General features: G+C 39.1%; 18 protein-coding genes and 1 tRNA gene. 7 read left to right on the forward strand and 12 right to left on the reverse strand.

All coding sequences use genetic code 11. The annotated features are described in order from the left end of the window. Window positions 1-368: 368 nt before the first annotated feature. Window positions 369-1646, reverse strand: a complete 1278-nt coding sequence (locus GN157_RS12680; protein WP_157483811.1) for a Glu/Leu/Phe/Val family dehydrogenase — start codon at window positions 1644-1646, stop codon at window positions 369-371. A 311-nt stretch (window positions 1647-1957) separates the two neighbouring features. Between GN157_RS12680 and GN157_RS12685 the strand changes: the two genes are divergently transcribed. From GN157_RS12685 to GN157_RS12705, 5 genes are all read left to right on the forward strand, one after another. Next, window positions 1958-2758, forward strand: coding sequence for a sulfite exporter TauE/SafE family protein (locus GN157_RS12685; RefSeq protein WP_157483813.1), 801 nt, complete (start codon window positions 1958-1960; stop codon window positions 2756-2758). 12 nt (window positions 2759-2770) lie between these two features. Next, window positions 2771-4189 carry an MBL fold metallo-hydrolase gene (locus GN157_RS12690; protein WP_157483815.1) on the forward strand — a complete coding sequence of 473 codons (1419 nt, stop codon included), beginning with the start codon at window positions 2771-2773 and terminating at the stop codon, window positions 4187-4189. 82 nt (window positions 4190-4271) lie between these two features. Then, a complete protein-coding gene (locus GN157_RS12695; RefSeq protein WP_157483816.1) occupies window positions 4272-5420 on the forward strand; it encodes a redoxin domain-containing protein in 1149 nt (382 codons plus the stop codon). Between the two features lie 108 nt (window positions 5421-5528). Next, the gene (locus GN157_RS12700; RefSeq protein WP_157483818.1) at window positions 5529-6686 is read left to right on the forward strand and encodes a TlpA disulfide reductase family protein; all 1158 of its coding nucleotides are present in this window, start codon (window positions 5529-5531) and stop codon (window positions 6684-6686) included. Window positions 6687-6798: 112 nt separating this feature from the next. Next, window positions 6799-7506 (forward strand): DUF4369 domain-containing protein, encoded by a 708-nt coding sequence (locus GN157_RS12705; protein ID WP_157483820.1) that lies wholly within the window; start codon window positions 6799-6801, stop codon window positions 7504-7506. Window positions 7507-7624: 118 nt separating this feature from the next. Here the strand turns inward: GN157_RS12705 and GN157_RS12710 are convergent, their stop codons facing one another. The 4 genes from GN157_RS12710 to GN157_RS12725 all read right to left on the reverse strand — a co-directional run bounded on the left by GN157_RS12710 (window position 7625) and on the right by GN157_RS12725 (window position 9826). Then, window positions 7625-8506, reverse strand: coding sequence for a cation diffusion facilitator family transporter (locus GN157_RS12710; RefSeq protein ID WP_157483821.1), 882 nt, complete (start codon window positions 8504-8506; stop codon window positions 7625-7627). An 8-nt stretch (window positions 8507-8514) separates the two neighbouring features. Then, window positions 8515-8997 (reverse strand): DUF2231 domain-containing protein, encoded by a 483-nt coding sequence (locus GN157_RS12715; RefSeq protein ID WP_157483823.1) that lies wholly within the window; start codon window positions 8995-8997, stop codon window positions 8515-8517. Window positions 8998-9015: 18 nt separating this feature from the next. Beyond that, a complete protein-coding gene (locus GN157_RS12720; RefSeq protein WP_157483825.1) occupies window positions 9016-9333 on the reverse strand; it encodes a hypothetical protein in 318 nt (105 codons plus the stop codon). 112 nt (window positions 9334-9445) lie between these two features. After that, window positions 9446-9826 (reverse strand): hypothetical protein, encoded by a 381-nt coding sequence (locus GN157_RS12725; protein ID WP_157483827.1) that lies wholly within the window; start codon window positions 9824-9826, stop codon window positions 9446-9448. Between the two features lie 215 nt (window positions 9827-10041). Here GN157_RS12725 and GN157_RS12730 point away from each other — a divergent pair. Both GN157_RS12730 and GN157_RS12735 read left to right on the forward strand, forming a co-directional pair. After that, window positions 10042-10122: transfer RNA gene (locus tag GN157_RS12730), tRNA-Tyr, on the forward strand. 293 nt (window positions 10123-10415) lie between these two features. Further along, window positions 10416-11717 carry a site-specific integrase gene (locus GN157_RS12735; protein WP_157483828.1) on the forward strand — a complete coding sequence of 434 codons (1302 nt, stop codon included), beginning with the start codon at window positions 10416-10418 and terminating at the stop codon, window positions 11715-11717. 141 nt (window positions 11718-11858) lie between these two features. On the opposite strand, the gene GN157_RS12740 is transcribed toward GN157_RS12735, so the two are convergent. The 7 genes from GN157_RS12740 to GN157_RS12770 are packed head-to-tail and all read right to left on the reverse strand — an operon-like array spanning window position 11859 to window position 16019. Continuing rightward, complete coding sequence (locus tag GN157_RS12740; RefSeq protein ID WP_157483830.1) at window positions 11859-12152, reverse strand: hypothetical protein; 294 nt, start codon at window positions 12150-12152, stop codon at window positions 11859-11861. A gap of 2 nt (window positions 12153-12154) precedes the next feature. Beyond that, entirely contained in the window at window positions 12155-12430 is a 276-nt protein-coding gene (locus GN157_RS12745; protein ID WP_157483832.1) for a MerR family transcriptional regulator, read from the reverse strand. Between the two features lie 37 nt (window positions 12431-12467). Continuing rightward, window positions 12468-12752, reverse strand: a complete 285-nt coding sequence (locus GN157_RS12750; protein WP_157483834.1) for a hypothetical protein — start codon at window positions 12750-12752, stop codon at window positions 12468-12470. Window positions 12753-12754: 2 nt separating this feature from the next. Beyond that, complete coding sequence (locus GN157_RS12755; RefSeq protein WP_157483835.1) at window positions 12755-13546, reverse strand: hypothetical protein; 792 nt, start codon at window positions 13544-13546, stop codon at window positions 12755-12757. A 17-nt stretch (window positions 13547-13563) separates the two neighbouring features. After that, window positions 13564-14394: a conjugative transposon protein TraN gene (gene traN / locus GN157_RS12760; RefSeq protein ID WP_197429451.1), complete on the reverse strand. Its 831-nt coding sequence runs from the start codon at window positions 14392-14394 to the stop codon at window positions 13564-13566. 4 nt (window positions 14395-14398) lie between these two features. Then, window positions 14399-15676: a conjugative transposon protein TraM gene (gene traM, locus GN157_RS12765; RefSeq protein ID WP_157483839.1), complete on the reverse strand. Its 1278-nt coding sequence runs from the start codon at window positions 15674-15676 to the stop codon at window positions 14399-14401. Beyond that, complete coding sequence (locus GN157_RS12770; protein WP_197429452.1) at window positions 15636-16019, reverse strand: hypothetical protein; 384 nt, start codon at window positions 16017-16019, stop codon at window positions 15636-15638. The genes traM and GN157_RS12770 overlap by 41 nt, the downstream gene beginning before the upstream one ends. Between the last annotated feature and the right edge of the window lie 23 nt (window positions 16020-16042).

Here is a 16042-nt window from a genome sequence, read left to right on the forward strand (position 1 = left end):
GCCGAGTTCGGATGGTTTAGCCTTGTGCAGTAATTTTTAGCTTAAGGAGTCATAGCCTTGACTTTTTGGTTCGTTTGTGTCAAGACAAAAGAACAGAGTAAAAAATTTATTGCATTTAGATTCTTCCTGTCGTCAGAATGACAACCTCATCTATCATGTCGACAACAGGAGACATCTCCATTCAAAATGTAAAAGAGATTTCTCCACTACACTTCGTTTCGGTCGAAATGGAAAACAGATTCTTTCCTTCGTCAGGATGACAAACATTCCTGTCATTACGAGGAAGAACGACGCGGCTATCTAAATCTACTCCAATAAAAAAAGCAGCCCTAAGGCTGCTTTTAGTGAGTTTTAGTTTAGTTATAATCTTAAGGGAAAATTCCTCTTTGTTTATAAGCCATTTCAATTCTGGTTAGTGCCTGTATGTAAGCGGCAGTTCTCCAGTCTGTTTGATACTGTACAGAAGTGTTGATTACTTTATTGAAAGCATCTTCAAGTTTCTTTCTCAGTTTCACAATAACATCGTCCATTGTCCATATCTCACCGTTACGGTTTTGCAGCCACTCAAAGTAACTACCAATAACCCCACCTGAGTTACAAAGGATATCCGGAATCATTTGTACACCGTTAGCAAGTAAAATAGCCTCACCTTCGGTATCAATAGGTCCGTTAGCACCTTCTGCAACCACTTTAGCTTTTACGGTGTTAGCGTTATCTTCGGTAATCTGGTTACCTAAAGCAGCAGGAATAATTACGTCACAGTCAATCCCGAAGAAATCTTCAGACGGGTAATCCTGTGTACCTTTATAACCTGTAATGGTAGCATTATCACTTTGGTATCTTAATAAAGCTTCCGGGTCAATACCTTCAGGATTATAAATTGTACCTGTAGCATCCTGTACACCTATAAGTATTGCACCGTTTTTGTGCATAAAGTGTGCAGCCCAGTAACCTACGTTACCAAATCCCTGTACAATATATTTTTTCCCTTCAAGTGAAGTACCGTTAAGCTTAGCCCACGACTCCAGTGTAACAACTACACCAAAACCGGTAGCACGATCACGTCCTTCAAGACCACCCGATCCTACAGGCTTACCTGTAACCACGTGTTGGTTTTTAGAACGCTCGCTTGGAGATTTTGTAGACATATAAGTATCTGCAATCCAAGCCATCATTTGTGCGTTGGTATTTACATCGGGAGCAGGAATATCGTGCTCAGGACCAATATTGTCACCCAGTGCATAGGTGAAACGTCTTGTAATCCTTTCAAGTTCACCCTGAGAGTATTTTTTAGGATCCAATTGGATACCACCTTTACCACCTCCGTAAGGAAGTCCGGCAAGCGATGTTTTCCATGTCATCCAGGTAGCAAGAGCCCTTGCGGCATCAATATCTACTGTTGGGTGATATCTTAAACCTCCTTTGTAAGGACCTAAAGCATTATTGTGTTGTACCCTATAACCGGTAAAAACTTCTACTTGACCGTTATCCATCTTTACAGGAAAGTGAACTACGATTTCGTTATTTGTAATGGAAAGGATTTTCTTTACGCTTTCATCCAATCCCATAACGGCTGCAGCTTTTTCAAACTGATTCTTTACGTTTTCGTACATGCCCACGCGACGGGGCTTTTGAGTTGTTGCCATAACAAATTTTTTACAACGTGTGTTCTCTATAACAAAATTGCCTTAAAAAGACGTACAAATATATGGGAATTCCCAATATACAACGCTTTTTGATTAATAATTTTACAAAAAATAAAACCTAAAATTATCATTGCTGTAATTTGAACGTATTTTTAAGTATTAAAAATATACATATCATAAAATGTACCAAACTTCACAATTACCTAAACCACTAACTATCAACGTGCTATAATGGCAGTTATTTTTTTCCGTATTCAAGTTGTAAATAGTTCACTTTTATAATATTATCTTTAGCCGCATTAACTAAAAAAATGGAACTGATAACAGCTTATGCCGGAGCGTGTGCCATTGGTCTTGTTTTAGGATTAATGGGCGGTGGTGGCTCTATACTTACCGTACCCCTGTTAGTATACGTAATGGGCATAAACCCGGTTTTGGCAACCGGCTACTCGCTGTTTATTGTAGGCTTCACTGCCGCTTTTGGCGGAGTGCAAAATTTCCTTAAAGGGAATGTTGCCATAAAACAGGGATTACTAATAGCCGTTCCGTCATTTATAACCGTATACTGCACCCGTAGGTATATAGTACCTTCCCTACCGCAAATTATTATTGATACTAAGAACGTTACCTTACACAAAGATACGTTTATTATGGCATTATTTGCTATAATAATGCTGCTTGCAGCACTTTCTATGCTTACAAAAAAAGAAACCGTACAACAACCTGACACCAATAAAGAAAAAACCAGCTATGTGCGCATACTTCCCTATATCATTTTAACAGGTATAACCATGGGGCTTGTAGGTGCCGGCGGCGGATTCTTAATTATACCTATGCTGATATTTTTTGGCGGTCTTAGCATGAAAAAAGCAGTAGGTACATCCCTATTAATCATTGCAGTAAACTCCCTAACCGGGTTTTTAGGCGATTTACATAACACAACCATAAACTGGCAGTTCCTGTTATCTTTTACTGCCATCTCGATTTTTGGTATATTTGTGGGCAGTTACCTGCACAGGTACATAAACGAGAAACAGCTAAAAAAAGGTTTTGGAGTATTTATACTTGTTATGGCCTGCTTTATTCTCTCAAAAGAAGTTTTTGGATATTAATCTAACCACGATATGAAAATAGAACAAATATACACAGGCTGTATTGCACAGGCAGCCTATTACCTTGAAAGTAATGGCGAAGCTGCCATTTTTGATCCGTTAAGGGAAGTGCAGCCCTACATTGAAAAAGCGGCAAAAGACAACGCTAAAATAAAGTACATTTTTGAAACCCATTTCCATGCCGATTTCGTTTCGGGTCACTTGGATCTGGCTAAAAAAACCGGAGCCGAAATTGTATATGGTCCAACAGCTGCTCCCGAGTTTAACGCTATTATTGCCGAAGACAATCAGGAATTTAAAGTTGGTAAATATACTATTAGAGCTATATATACTCCGGGACATACTTTAGAAAGTACCTGCTACCTGCTGTTAGATGAAAACAATAACATGCATGGTATTATTACAGGAGACACCTTATTTATTGGTGATGTAGGAAGACCCGATCTTGCACAGGCTCTTACCAGCGAACTAACGCAGGAGGTACTTGCCTCTCACCTGTTCGATTCGCTTCGCAACAAGATAATGGTATTGCCCGATGAGCTTATAGTATACCCTAGCCACGGTGCCGGAAGTGCCTGCGGAAAGAACATGAGCAAGGAAACTACCGATACACTGGGTAACCAAAAGAAAACCAACTATGCCCTAAGGGCAGATATGACTAAAGAGGAATTTACCGCCGAACTACTTGACGGACTGGGAGCTCCTCCTGCCTACTTCCCTCAAAATGTTTTAATGAACATTAAAGGGTACGACAGCCTTGACAACATTATAAAAAAAGGTGCTACACCACTTACTGCAAACGAACTGGAAGCTACAGCAAACAGCACCGGTGCCATAGTACTTGATGTAAGACATGAAAACGACTTTGTAAAAGAACATATTCCTAACTCTATATTTATAGGTCTTCATGGAGGTTTTGCTCCTTGGGTAGGTGCGCTTATCCGCGATGTAAACCAGCCTATACTACTGGTTACTCCCGAAGGTAAGGAAGAAGAAACCATTACAAGACTTGCACGTGTAGGGTTTGATAACACACTAGGCTACCTTAAAGGTGGTATTGAAGCATGGAAAGCGGCAGGTTTTGAAACCGAAAGCATCCGCTCTATCTCTCCTGATGAGTTTGCCGAAGGACTGGCTCAAAACCCAATCACAGTGGTAGATTCACGTAAACCGGGTGAATTTAGTAACGGTCACGTAGCTGAAGCCGTAAACATTCCGCTTGATTTTGTAAACGAACGTTTTGCAGAAGTACCTGCTGAGGCCGACTTTTACCTTCACTGTGCAGGTGGTTACCGTTCGGTAATAATGGCATCAATTTTGAAAGCAAGAGGTTACCATAATATGATTAATGTAGAGAAAGGTTTTAGCGGAATTAAAAATACAACAGTGCAAACAGTTGTAAGCCAAGCTTCTTCATGCAGTAATTCATAAATATAAAATAATTGTTAATGCTGCTGTATACCATTTATTTTTAGATAATTTAGCAGCTTAAATAAAAAACTATAAAAACCACATGAAAAAATTTCTTCTGTTTGCATCTGTAGCTGCTTTAGCTGTTTCATGCAACGATTCACTTAAAGAAAACGAGTTCCTTGTTTCAGGAACTATAGATACTATTTACAACGGTAAGCAAGTATTCCTTAGAGAAGCTCCAAAAGAGCGTAACGCTCCGGGAGTATCTTTAGACACTGCGGTTGTTGAGAACGGTAAATTTACTTTTAAAGGAATGACCGAAACTCCGCAGGAACGTTTCCTTTTTATAGAAGGTGAAGAACAAAATGCACCTATCAGATTTTTTGCTGAAGAAGGTAATATTGCTGTTAACGTAAATAAAGATACTATTTACAATTCTAAAGTTAGCGGTACATTTAATAACGATGTGCTTGCTAAGTACAACAAACTTAATAACGAAGTAAGTAAAAAAGGGCAGGAACTTAGCCAGGAATACACCAAAGCTTCTCAGGAACAAGACGAAAATGCTATAAAGAAAATTGAAGAAGAGTTTGAAACATTCTCTGACCAGATGTATACAAAATTCAAAACTTTTATTGAAGAAAACCCTACAGCAGAAATCTCTATTCAGGCATTTCCTTCTTTATTAAGAAGTCAAAACGCTACTTACGAAGAGCTACAGTCTGTTTTTGACAAACTGTCACAATCAAGTAAAGACAGTGATTTAGGTAAAAAAATAAGCGAATACCTGGAAAAGAAAAAAGAGGCAGACAACGCTAAATCGGCTACTTCTGTTGGAAAACAGGTTCCTGATTTTGCTGCCCCAACTCCAGACGGAAAAATGCTTTCTATCAAAGAAGCTATGGGTAAAGTTACTATTATCGACCTATGGGCATCTTGGTGTGGTCCTTGCCGTAAAGAAAACCCTAACGTAGTTGCTATGTACAATGAGCTTCATGGTAAAGGTCTTAATATTATTGGTGTTTCTCTTGATCAGGATGGTGACAAATGGAAACAGGCTATTGCTGCCGATAAACTTACATGGCAACATATCTCTAACCTTAAAGGTTGGGATGAGCCAATTGCAAAACAGTTTGGTGTAAACAGCATCCCTGCTACTGTAATACTTGATGCTAATGGTGTTATTGTAGCAAGAGACCTTAGAGGTGATGAGCTTAAAGCTAAAGTAGAAGAACTTTTAGCTAAATAATTCATTTACAACAAAAAACAAAAGGCGCAGTTAACCCCTGCGCCTTTTTTTATAAATATAATTTAGTAACTTAGGCGTACCTATGTAACAAATCAAAACCTTTACACTATGAAAAAAATTCTTGTAATCACCTTAACCGTTTTAGCCATTATGTCCTTTAAAGGCATTGATTTGGCTGGAAACGAGTTTAAAATTGTTGGGACAGTAAGTACTGATTTTAATGGGCAGAAAGTTTACCTGGCAAAAACTATTAATGAAGAAGTAATGGACAAACTGGACTCAACTACAGTAAAAAACGGAAAATTTACTTTTAGCGGTGTGGCAGACAAGCCTGAACAGCGACTGATATATTTTGAAGATAAACTAATGGACGGGCAAATTGCTCTTTATACCGAAAAAGGAAATATTACCGTAAATGTTAATAGCGAAGACATTCCAAAATCAGTAGTAGGCGGCACATTAAACAATAACGCACTGGCTAAGTTAAACGTAATACTTATTGAAGTTGGCAAAAAAGAGCAGGCTTTTAAAGATGAACACATGGACAACTTTAATAAAGCCAAATCAGAAGGCGATGTTGAAACTCAAAACAGGATAGTTAATGAGTACTCAAAACTTACTAAAGAATACAATAAAAAATATATTGCCTTTATAAAAGAAAACCCAAACAGCCTAATATGTGCAGAGTTGTTTCCTATTATACTTAAGGATCAGGATGCTAAAGCAAAGGATTTGAAACCGGTTTACGATAAAATGGGACCTGAGCCAAAATCTACTCAAATGGGGCAGAAAGTAGAAGAATACCTTAACCAAATGTTAGCTAGTGAAAAAGCTATGGAAGCTACCGAAATTGGTAAAACAGCTCCTGATTTCTCGGCTGCCACTCCAAACGGAAAAACGCTTTCCCTTAATCAGGCTAAAGGTAAGGTTACCATTATTGATTTTTGGGCTTCATGGTGCGGACCATGCCGTAAAGAAAATCCTAATGTAGTCGCTATGTACAACGAACTACATGATAAAGGTCTTAACATTATTGGGGTTTCTCTTGATAAAGACGATGCCAAGTGGAAAGGTGCTATTGAAAAAGATAACCTTACATGGCAACATATCTCTAACCTACAGGGTTGGGACGAACCAATAGCGGTACAATATGGTGTTACATCTATACCAGCTACAGTAATACTGGATAAAAACGGTGTTATTGTTGCCCGTAACCTGAGAGGTGAAGCACTTAAAGCCAAAGTAAAAGAGCTTTTAGCGGAGTAATTCTTGCTATAAAAACATAAATAAAAAGCCACACTATAGTGTGGCTTTTTCCGTTTTATAATAATTAGTATATTTATTTTCAAATATTTACATCTTACCAAACTAAACTGTTATGAAAAAATTACTCCTTATTGGCGCAGCTATACTGGCTGTTTCCTGCAACAACCTTAAAGAAAATGAATACCTTATTACAGGCACTGTAGATTCTGCTTTTAACGGCAGATATGTTGTTTTAAAAGAAAATGGCGGAAGTATTATAGCCTTAAATACGGTTGACTCTACCACAATAGAAAATGGGAAATTCAGTTTTAGAGGCACCACAGACAGTATTAAAAGCGGATTCTTTTACATTGAAGGAAAAGAGGAAGACCCTATGGCTCTATACATTGAAAAAGGGACTATTGATATTAAAGTAGATAAAGATACCGTTTCTAACTCAGTTATTAGTGGTACACTTAACAATGATGCATTTTATAAGTACTTACAGCTTGATAAAGAATTCAATAACCAATATTCCAAAATATATAATACTTATAATGATGATTATATGAAAGCGGTTAAAGATAATGACACTATTAATGAAAAAAGACTTGAAAATATATTTGATGATTTTTACAAAAAAAACTGTAGCAAATATATTGATTTCATTAAAGAGCACCCTGACTCTGAAGTGTCCCTTTTAGCATTTACCTCCTATTATCGTTATACAAAAAACAAAGGCTTTACCTCAATAAATAAAGTTTATCAAACGTTAAGTCAAAAAGTAAAAGAAACCGAAAAAGGTAAAAGACTAGGCGAACTAATTAAAAATATGGAATAAAGTAAGTAACCAGTAATAAGAACCAAATAGCTTTTAGTATGGCTTACGCTAAAAAATATAAATAAAAATCCCCGCAATTGCGGGGATTTTTATATTCCTTTAGTTTCTGTTCTGTAAATCAGCTGTAATCGTCGGGTTCAATGTGTATCAGTACACGCCCTACTCCGGTGATTTGCTTACGCAGGTAATCTTCCAGTTCATGTGCCAGCTTATGCCCTTGCTTAACTGTTATATTGGCATTTACAATGGCATGAAGCTCTATGTGATATACCATTCCTGTTTTCCTTACAAAACACTTTTCGGTACCCAATATACCTTTTACTTTAACCGATGCTTCTCTTATATCCTCAACCACATCATCATACAAATGCTCGTCCATTATCTCGCCCAGTGCCGGGCGGAAAATAAGATAACTGTTGTAAATAATAAAACCTGAAGCAAACAGCGCAGCCCAGTCGTCTGCCGACTCATACCCCTTGCCGCAAAAAAGTGCAATAGAGATTCCTATAAATGCAGCTATAGATGTTATAGCATCACTACGATGGTGCCAAGCATCGGCCTTAAGTGCCGAACTGTTGGTTTCCTTACTTCTTTTAAGCACCAACCTAAATGAGATTTCTTTCCAAATGATAATAGCTCCAAGCACGATTAATGTCCAGCTTTTGGGCAAATCGTGTGGTGTTTGTATGTTCACTATACTCTCATAAGCAATAACGGTCGCTGCCGTAATTAAAAAGCCCACTACGATAAAGGTGATAAGTGCCTCTGCCCTTCCGTGTCCGTAAGGGTGGTTCTCATCTGCCGGACGTGTGGAATATTTAATTCCAAACAGCACCAGTATTGACGAGAATATATCGGTGGTCGATTCAATCGCATCGGCAATAAGCGCATACGAATTACCAAAAAAGCCCGCCGCACCTTTAAACAATGCCAGCAGGGTATTGCCTATAATACTAAAGTAAGTGGCCTTTATGGCTTTATCTATATTCTCTTTAACCATATAAATTTTTACGCAGGATTATAGTCAGAACAATCATCGGCAGGCTTATGTACCCCTGCACCCTGCTCGTATACTACCGATGCTCCAAGGTGACCCGCATAGCCTAAAATTATTCCGCCTGCTATTAATAAAATTACAATTAAAACATTAATTATTAACCTGTTTAGTGCTGCAATATATTTTTTAAATACCACTAGCAGCAATGCAACCGTGTAAATAATAACAGATACATAGCTCCAGTACTGATGGTTTTGCAACACCTTTGGATCACATATTTTGCGAACCTCAATATTATAAGCCAGCTGACCTGTGTAAATACCTGCCCAACCGGTTACAACACCTATAGCAAGCATTACAAAAATGAACCTTTCTAAAAAAATTTTATCATTGCTTTTTGCCGGATACCTAAGTAGCCCTGCCACCGACGCAAGCAGCAGGGTTACAACAGGCAAATGGACTATAAGCGGATGAAACAGTTCTGTTCTCCACATACCATTTGTATTTAAGGATTAGTCTAATATACTAACAGAAAGGGGCTCCAGCCTGTTTCCTTTTTTCTCTACCTTAACTTCAACGTTACCGCCTTCGTGCAGTTCACTAAACTCAACAGCAGTACCATCTTTAGTAAGTGTTGTAGCATCGGTAAAATAAAGTTCAAGCAGTTTGTCATCTGCTGTTCTTACATAAATCTCTTTTTCATCGGCATCTACCTCTTCGGCTTTACCCTGGTAAGTTCCCGATTCTACAATGTCAGTGTCCTTGTTTTCCCCGCAGGAAACAAATAGCGACAGGCCAGCAAAAGCAAGCATTGCAATACTTTTTTTCATGATAATAAAATTTTAGGTTAATAATAAAAGATTACCACAAGCCGGTATGGCATATGGAAATATGATAGTATGAGTAGGTACTTACCCACTCCTTACATAAGTTAAGATGGAATTATAAAGCCGGGGGCTTAATAAGCGAACTGTAATACAGGCAGGAATACAGGTTATTTTTGTATGCCGTTACCCTGTTTACAAGAGGTTGTATATAAACCGCAGTAAGTGTTGCGGTAAGGTTTTGTGGTAAGAACACTACAGTTAACACATTATGGGCAATGTTTTTAAACGGTAGCTGCATATCACGGTTATCATCGTTATCATTTAGGTCGGTTCCCCAGTAGTGCATGGACAGGAAGTCCATTATGCTTATATCATTATTCACCGATTTATGCTCCATATAATGCTGGCACAGTACAGGTAGTTTTAAAAACTCCCTTATGCTCAGGCTATTGAAGCTAATCAGCGAAATTAATATGTATACAAGCGCTTTTCTCACAGTACAAAAGTACTACACGAGGGTTAATATATAAAGCTATTAACACTTTTTAATTTAAAGATAACACCCAAAACACAAAAAGTAAATTTTTATTTATTTAGATTCCAGCCATTTAAAAAATAGTTTTTAAAATACCCCAAAATATGTTTGTTTAGTAAGAAAACAGTACTATATTTGCACCGCATTAAAACAATAATGCATGTCTAAAACGGCATGGGGAGATACTCAAGCGGCCAACGAGGACGGACTGTAAATCCGTTGGGAAACCTTCGCAGGTTCGAATCCTGCTCTCCCCACGAAATGGGTTAAAATAAGGAAAACTAAGCTTTTCCAAATTTTTTAAAAACCCGTGAAAAACGTGTAAAACCCTGTAAATCCAACGATTTGCAGGGTTTTTTATTTCCCTGCACTTCATCAGAATTTATAAAATGGCATAAAAGTTTTGTGGCAAAATCGTGGCACATTTACCTCTAAAAAAAATGTGCCACAGAATTACACTTAAACACCTGTATATCAACAGGTAAAACAGGTTAACGACTTGATTTTAAGACGCTGTATTTCTACATTTATTAATCTAAAAAGTTGAATTATGTTAGAGAACAGTTTTGGGTTGTCTTTCTTTTTGAAAACACCCCGTAATGGAGGTAATCTGAGGAATATCTACCTGAGGATTACAGTAGATGGCGTTCCTAGGGAAACCTCTACTAAAAGAAAGTGGGAAGTAAGCCGATGGGACCAGAAAACAGAGCGGGCTATAGGAACTAAAGAAGATGCTAAGGCACTTAATTTTTTCCTGGACTCGTTGCTGATGAAAGTAAATGAGTGCAAAACCGAACTCCTCTACAGCGGCAAGCCGGTCACTTCGGAAAAGATTATGGATTATATTTTAGGAAGGTTAAAACCAAGAGTTAAGGTCCTCGAAGAGTTCGAATCTCATAACCGGGAAATGGCTGCCCTGATAGGCAAAGGGTATGCAGAAGGTACGCTGGACCGTTTTACGATAACGATAAATCATTTAAGGGAGTTTATCAGGATAAAGTTCAACCGTCTTGATATGGAATTCGCTGATCTTGACCTTACTTTCATTAAAGATTTCGAATTTTATCTTCGGACAGTGAGAAATTGCAGTAATAATACGACCTTAAAGTATATTGCCAATTTCAAGAAAATCGTATTGCGCGCAATAGACAAAGAAATAATACTGAAGGATCCGTTCAAGAACTTCAAAGGCCGTAAGACTAAGGTAATCAAGAAGCCATTATCAAGCCAGGAACTGTATGAACTGGAGAACCATTACTTTACCACGGATAGGCTGAACGTTGTCCGTGACGTTTTCGTATTCCAGTGTTATACAGGATTAGCCTATATTGATGCCTATCAATTGAAGAAGACAGAGATTAAGAAAGGAATTGATGGGAAACTCTGGATTATATCCGCCAGGCAAAAAACCGGCTCAGAAACCAACGTTCCGCTTTTACCGCAAGCCTTAAAAATAATTGAAAGGTATAAGGATCATCCTCTTTGTCTTGAACGGGGCACTGTGCTGCCTGTATCATCGAATCAAAAGATGAATGAGTACCTAAAAGAGATAGCCCATTTATGCGGATTTCCCTTTACCCTTAACACGCACATGGCACGCAGGACTTTTGGCAGTACCGTTACCCTGAACAACAATGTACCAATCCATGTGGTGAAGGAGATGTTAGGGCATGCATCAGTAAAACAGACAGAAGCCTACGCAATTACCGAACAGGCTTCAATTGGACGAGAAATGACTATTCTGGATAAACGACTGAACAAAAAGAGCAGAAAGATATCAGAAACAGACAGAGAACTACTTACCAAACTGGAAAAGGAAATACTCAAAATAAAAGAAAAGTATAATATCTGATCCCTTTATCGTATTAAATTTCAGAGAGTTTACCCTTTAAATCGTCCTGGTAACAAAAAATAACAGACACAGATGTAGTTTGGCAATAGCCAAAAAACAAATGATATTGCTATTCCTTCTAAATAAAAAAACCACCTTACTTTACTGGTAAGGTGGTTTTTTTATATCTACTTCACTTTTAACTCCCGGATGATAGGATGGTCTGTAAACGATTATTCCCCACTCCTGTAGTTCCCTGAAGTACTTATGATACGTAGGTAAGGTCCGGATATGTGCCAGAGTCATAATTCTGCTTCTGCTGACCCTGATACCGATAAAACGTTTTTGTCTGACTGCAAGCAGAAAAAGTGCAGTCAGTAGCGCACCATGCCACACCGTTAACTTGGGGTCTTTTGCCATACTGTACTGATAATCGATAAAATCGCTAAAGGTCATGATTATTCTGTTTCATCATTAAAAAGATTATCTACATCGGCTTTATTGTAGTAGTAAGAGCCTAAAACTTTCCTGAATCGTACCTTTCCCGTTATTCTAAGGTTCTGAAGTGATCCGGGTGAAATATCCAGTATTTTACGCACTATCCGTCCTTTCAGCCAGTGTAAAGTAACCCCCTTTTCTTCCTTTACTTTTTCTTGCTCTATCATTATACGTATCTTTCCCAAAAGAAAATCTCCAAACTGGTGCAGGTCATTCTTAGTAAGCTTTTCTCCCATATAAATTCCATAATTAAATTATTCTGCTATGTCATCCTCACTCTATAAAAAAGATGGTACTGGGTCTTGTTTTCTTTTTTGAAGGCGTATACTGAAGGTATCCGTATGCATCAAGATCTTTAAGGCAACGGCAATAGGTCTTCAATGCTGAAATTTTGGCCAGAGGCATAATCTGCCTGCTATAGGCAGCAATAGGATTAACAAAATCCTTTTGCTGCCGGTAGTATAACAGGGCTGCAAATATCCCGATGTGGGTGCTGCTGATACGGCCGTCATCCCGAATCCGCTCAAAAAAAACCATCAGAGGATGTAACTGATTCATCACTATAGTTTTGTGGTTTTACGACGCTGTTTCTTTTGCGGTTTTGCATCATCACTTTTCGATGTCGAATTTTTCTTACTTTTTGTGCTTTTTCTGTCATGACCTTTTTGTTGTGACTGTTCCTGCTGCTGACTTTTACGGTTATCTAGCCTGTTTCGGTTACTGTCGAAAACAGTAATAGTTTTAAATTGCGGATTGGCTTCGATATACTGTCTGACATCGGTTCCTTCCTTTTGAAAGGTTACCGATTGTTGGTTTCCTTTCTTCAGCGAGTTGATTAGGTCTTCTTTATGGGACTCATTCTGTAGCTCTTTTATCGGTAGCCTGGAAAGGGCAGCCTCAAGATCATATCCGTAATTCTCATGATAGTGGTTCAGTTTGAAGTTGCCGTTAGGGTCGGTATCTTTAAAATCGAGTTGCACCCAGCTATTATAGACTTCACCTTCCCTACTGGTAAGATTCTTGTTTACGGCCCTACCCTCCATAAGATTATAGGCCTCCTTCAGGGTAATATTATTGCCTTTATTGATATAAAAGGTTTGTTCGAGCGCTTCTTTTGTTCCCTCTTTCTCCAGCTTTACACCGTAAGAATTAAAAAAATAAAGATCGGTCTGTTCAGACTTTTTAAAATGAAGTTCAGCACTTACATGATCATTGCCATAAAACGTATCGTGTTTAAGACTAAAAGCTGCCTGAAGCTGCTCCATATTATTTTTCAGTTCTCCTTCCATAGCTTCCCCAAAACCGGTATACTTTAACTGGTCTTTCAGGTACTCAAAATTTTTATCATTCATAATATAATCGTTTAAGGTTATTCTGAAAACAAGGGTAAAGTGAGTACTGCGGCAGTTTTAGTGTTACGCAGTTTGAGTTGCAGGTGCCTTCCTCCTGATTTTTCAACCAGTTGAATATGCAGGTTCTTGCGATCAGGAATAGTAAACTTAGGCAGTACGCAGATGAAAGTGACCTGGGAATGGGGTCGTACGTTCTGCACTTCCCTATACCAGGATAAGGGTTGGATTTCCAGATCCTGCGAGGCAGTACGTTTGGCTCTTTTCTGATCCCGGATATAGAATCGAAGCTGGTCGATATCATAACTGATCGGGGTAGAATTCTCCAAACGCATACGGTAAAATATATAATCATTTGCGGTATACATTCCGGTAACTGCCAATGCTATACCATACGCATTTTCCCCGAATTCTCGTGTATAATTACGGTCATGATAAGCAAGTTCTGAGAGATGATCTAAAACTGCTGCATTATTGCCGTCCACAATGGTTTTGGGATACGGTTCACTGTTTTCATTACAGGAATAAGCGGTAATTTCAGGTGCTGCTTCATAACAAAGATTAAAACTGTATACCGTTCCGTCAGCTGTAATTACAGTAAGATTGGTAGCACAGTAATTTTCCTGTGCTGCTTTTATCTGTAATATATTCTCCAGTCCCTCCGGTATCTGAGCCAGGACCTCTCCGTTACCCCTATCCACACTGACTATGGGATAGGAAAACAAAAGGCTCGTGGTATAGTTGTAGGATACCGGGAGCTGCTGTCCCGTTATCGGATGGGACAGTGGCTGTGCACCGGCTAAGGATACGGCCAGCAACACCAATAAAAATAGATTTTTTTGATATTTCATATAACTATCGGATAATAGGTTCATCTTGTTGTTTTTCATCAATTAATAAAATCTGGTAACCTGCCTTCAGGCTGACCTTAACCTGTTTTGCCTTTTTCCTTACCAATCCTTTAGCGGCCTCAATACCGGCACCTGCGGCCTGGGCGCTCCAGGAATCACTAAGGGTCGTAAGACCAATGTTCTGGGAAGAACGCTCAACACTGTTTTTGGCTACATCCCTTGTAATGGCACCGGGAATATAGATTCCTTTCAGTCCATCCAGGTCATACGCTTCAAGCTCCACCGGATAAATCGAATTGCCGGAGCGGATGCCCGTAACAGAGATCATCAAACGTTCCCCCTTAAGGCCGGCCAGACCATAGATAAATGTATTGGGTTCAATTGTACTACCGTTGAGATACACTTGTTGATCCAGTCGTAATTTGACGGTTGCTCCACTCACCAGCGTCTGTGCTTCAGCTATACTGGCAGTAATAGCATTAGGATAATTATCCGTCGTCTTCGACTCTTCCAGGGAGTAGAAACGGTTTGTACCGCTACTACTTCTCTCTGTTGTATTATATGCTCTGATGATGTTGGGTGAAAGATATCCCACCTTGGATTGCTGCGGTGATGCGAATACCGAAAATACCGTGCCTCTGGACTGTTGTGAAGCTTTTCTGAGTTTCTCTTCCATTCGTTCCGGATATTGTATATCCAGTATCGTTTCCAGCATACCATTTATCTGTTCCATCTCGGGATCCCTTTCCGGGGCTTTTTCCATGGAAGTCATAAGAGCCTGCATTTGTTCCAGTTCCCTCCTCCCGTTACGCTCCTCTTCAAAAGCAGGAGCAATGCTATGTTGTTGGGTAGAATAATTGGGTTGTTCAAGTACTTTTTGAAGTGCTTCCAGTTTTTTATAGACCTTTTGTTCGTTGGGGTTATGCAGCAACTGTAATCCCTTCGGTTCACCATCGTCCCTGTAATCGGAATCCGGACTGTCCCCGGTGGGCTCTTCCGTCTGCGCAAAACGATAATTAGGATCTTTTTTTCGCCATTCTTCCGTCTTCGCCTCTTCTGCTTCTGCCCTTTCGTAATAGCGTAACTTGTTTTGCAGTTCTTTCTGCTTTTCCCCCGAAGTGGGAAGTATCAGGTTAAAACCTTCCCTTTTCCTAACCGTCTCTGAAGTACTTCCGCCACCCATTACCATAAAAAGAGCCGCAGAAAGTGGCAGGAGTATCAGGGGTAGTAACAGGAGTACTTTACGGTGTCGTTTGTTCTTTTCCTTTTTTTCTTTTTTCATAGTTTTCCATTTTAGAGTACGTGTAATAATGCCTGAACATTTTAATACTATCCAAAAAGCCGGGATTTAGCCTTTGGATACTGTCGTAAAAGATCAATCCTTCTTCTGGGTATCTAAGACGTTCCAAAAAATGGTTTAAGTCCGGGATGGCATTGCTAAACGCACTGTCGGTTACCACGGGAAAGGGGTCATCGGGTAGCGGAGGTATCAATACCCGTACAGATTCCAGTACCACAGTTGGCGGAGCATATCCCCTGATGCCTCTGTAAACGGAATACGTACATCCCAGCAGTCCTAAAACAAAAAAAGAGACCAGACTAATTCGCAATTGTACGTTGCTCATTTTGGCTGATTGCTCTTCCAACC

Source organism: Flavobacterium rakeshii (genome assembly GCF_009741375.1).
GTDB lineage: Bacteria > Bacteroidota > Bacteroidia > Flavobacteriales > Flavobacteriaceae > Flavobacterium > Flavobacterium rakeshii.

Excerpts from the sequence above, each read along its gene's own strand:
- GN157_RS12680 (WP_157483811.1), bottom strand. The coding sequence starts at position 1,646 with ATGGCAACAACTCAAAAGCCCCGTCGCGTGGGCATGTACGAAAACGTA.
- GN157_RS12685 (WP_157483813.1), top strand. The coding sequence starts at position 1,958 with ATGGAACTGATAACAGCTTATGCCGGAGCGTGTGCCATTGGTCTTGTT.
- GN157_RS12690 (WP_157483815.1), top strand. The coding sequence starts at position 2,771 with ATGAAAATAGAACAAATATACACAGGCTGTATTGCACAGGCAGCCTAT.
- GN157_RS12695 (WP_157483816.1), top strand. The coding sequence starts at position 4,272 with ATGAAAAAATTTCTTCTGTTTGCATCTGTAGCTGCTTTAGCTGTTTCA.
- GN157_RS12700 (WP_157483818.1), top strand. The coding sequence starts at position 5,529 with ATGAAAAAAATTCTTGTAATCACCTTAACCGTTTTAGCCATTATGTCC.
- GN157_RS12705 (WP_157483820.1), top strand. The coding sequence starts at position 6,799 with ATGAAAAAATTACTCCTTATTGGCGCAGCTATACTGGCTGTTTCCTGC.
- GN157_RS12710 (WP_157483821.1), bottom strand. The coding sequence starts at position 8,506 with ATGGTTAAAGAGAATATAGATAAAGCCATAAAGGCCACTTACTTTAGT.
- GN157_RS12715 (WP_157483823.1), bottom strand. The coding sequence starts at position 8,997 with ATGTGGAGAACAGAACTGTTTCATCCGCTTATAGTCCATTTGCCTGTT.
- GN157_RS12720 (WP_157483825.1), bottom strand. The coding sequence starts at position 9,333 with ATGAAAAAAAGTATTGCAATGCTTGCTTTTGCTGGCCTGTCGCTATTT.
- GN157_RS12735 (WP_157483828.1), top strand. The coding sequence starts at position 10,416 with ATGTTAGAGAACAGTTTTGGGTTGTCTTTCTTTTTGAAAACACCCCGT.
- GN157_RS12740 (WP_157483830.1), bottom strand. The coding sequence starts at position 12,152 with ATGACCTTTAGCGATTTTATCGATTATCAGTACAGTATGGCAAAAGAC.
- GN157_RS12745 (WP_157483832.1), bottom strand. The coding sequence starts at position 12,430 with ATGGGAGAAAAGCTTACTAAGAATGACCTGCACCAGTTTGGAGATTTT.
- GN157_RS12750 (WP_157483834.1), bottom strand. The coding sequence starts at position 12,752 with ATGAATCAGTTACATCCTCTGATGGTTTTTTTTGAGCGGATTCGGGAT.
- GN157_RS12755 (WP_157483835.1), bottom strand. The coding sequence starts at position 13,546 with ATGAATGATAAAAATTTTGAGTACCTGAAAGACCAGTTAAAGTATACC.
- traN (WP_197429451.1), bottom strand. The coding sequence starts at position 14,394 with ATGAAATATCAAAAAAATCTATTTTTATTGGTGTTGCTGGCCGTATCC.
- traM (WP_157483839.1), bottom strand. The coding sequence starts at position 15,676 with ATGAAAAAAGAAAAAAAGGAAAAGAACAAACGACACCGTAAAGTACTC.
- GN157_RS12770 (WP_197429452.1), bottom strand. The coding sequence starts at position 16,019 with ATGAGCAACGTACAATTGCGAATTAGTCTGGTCTCTTTTTTTGTTTTA.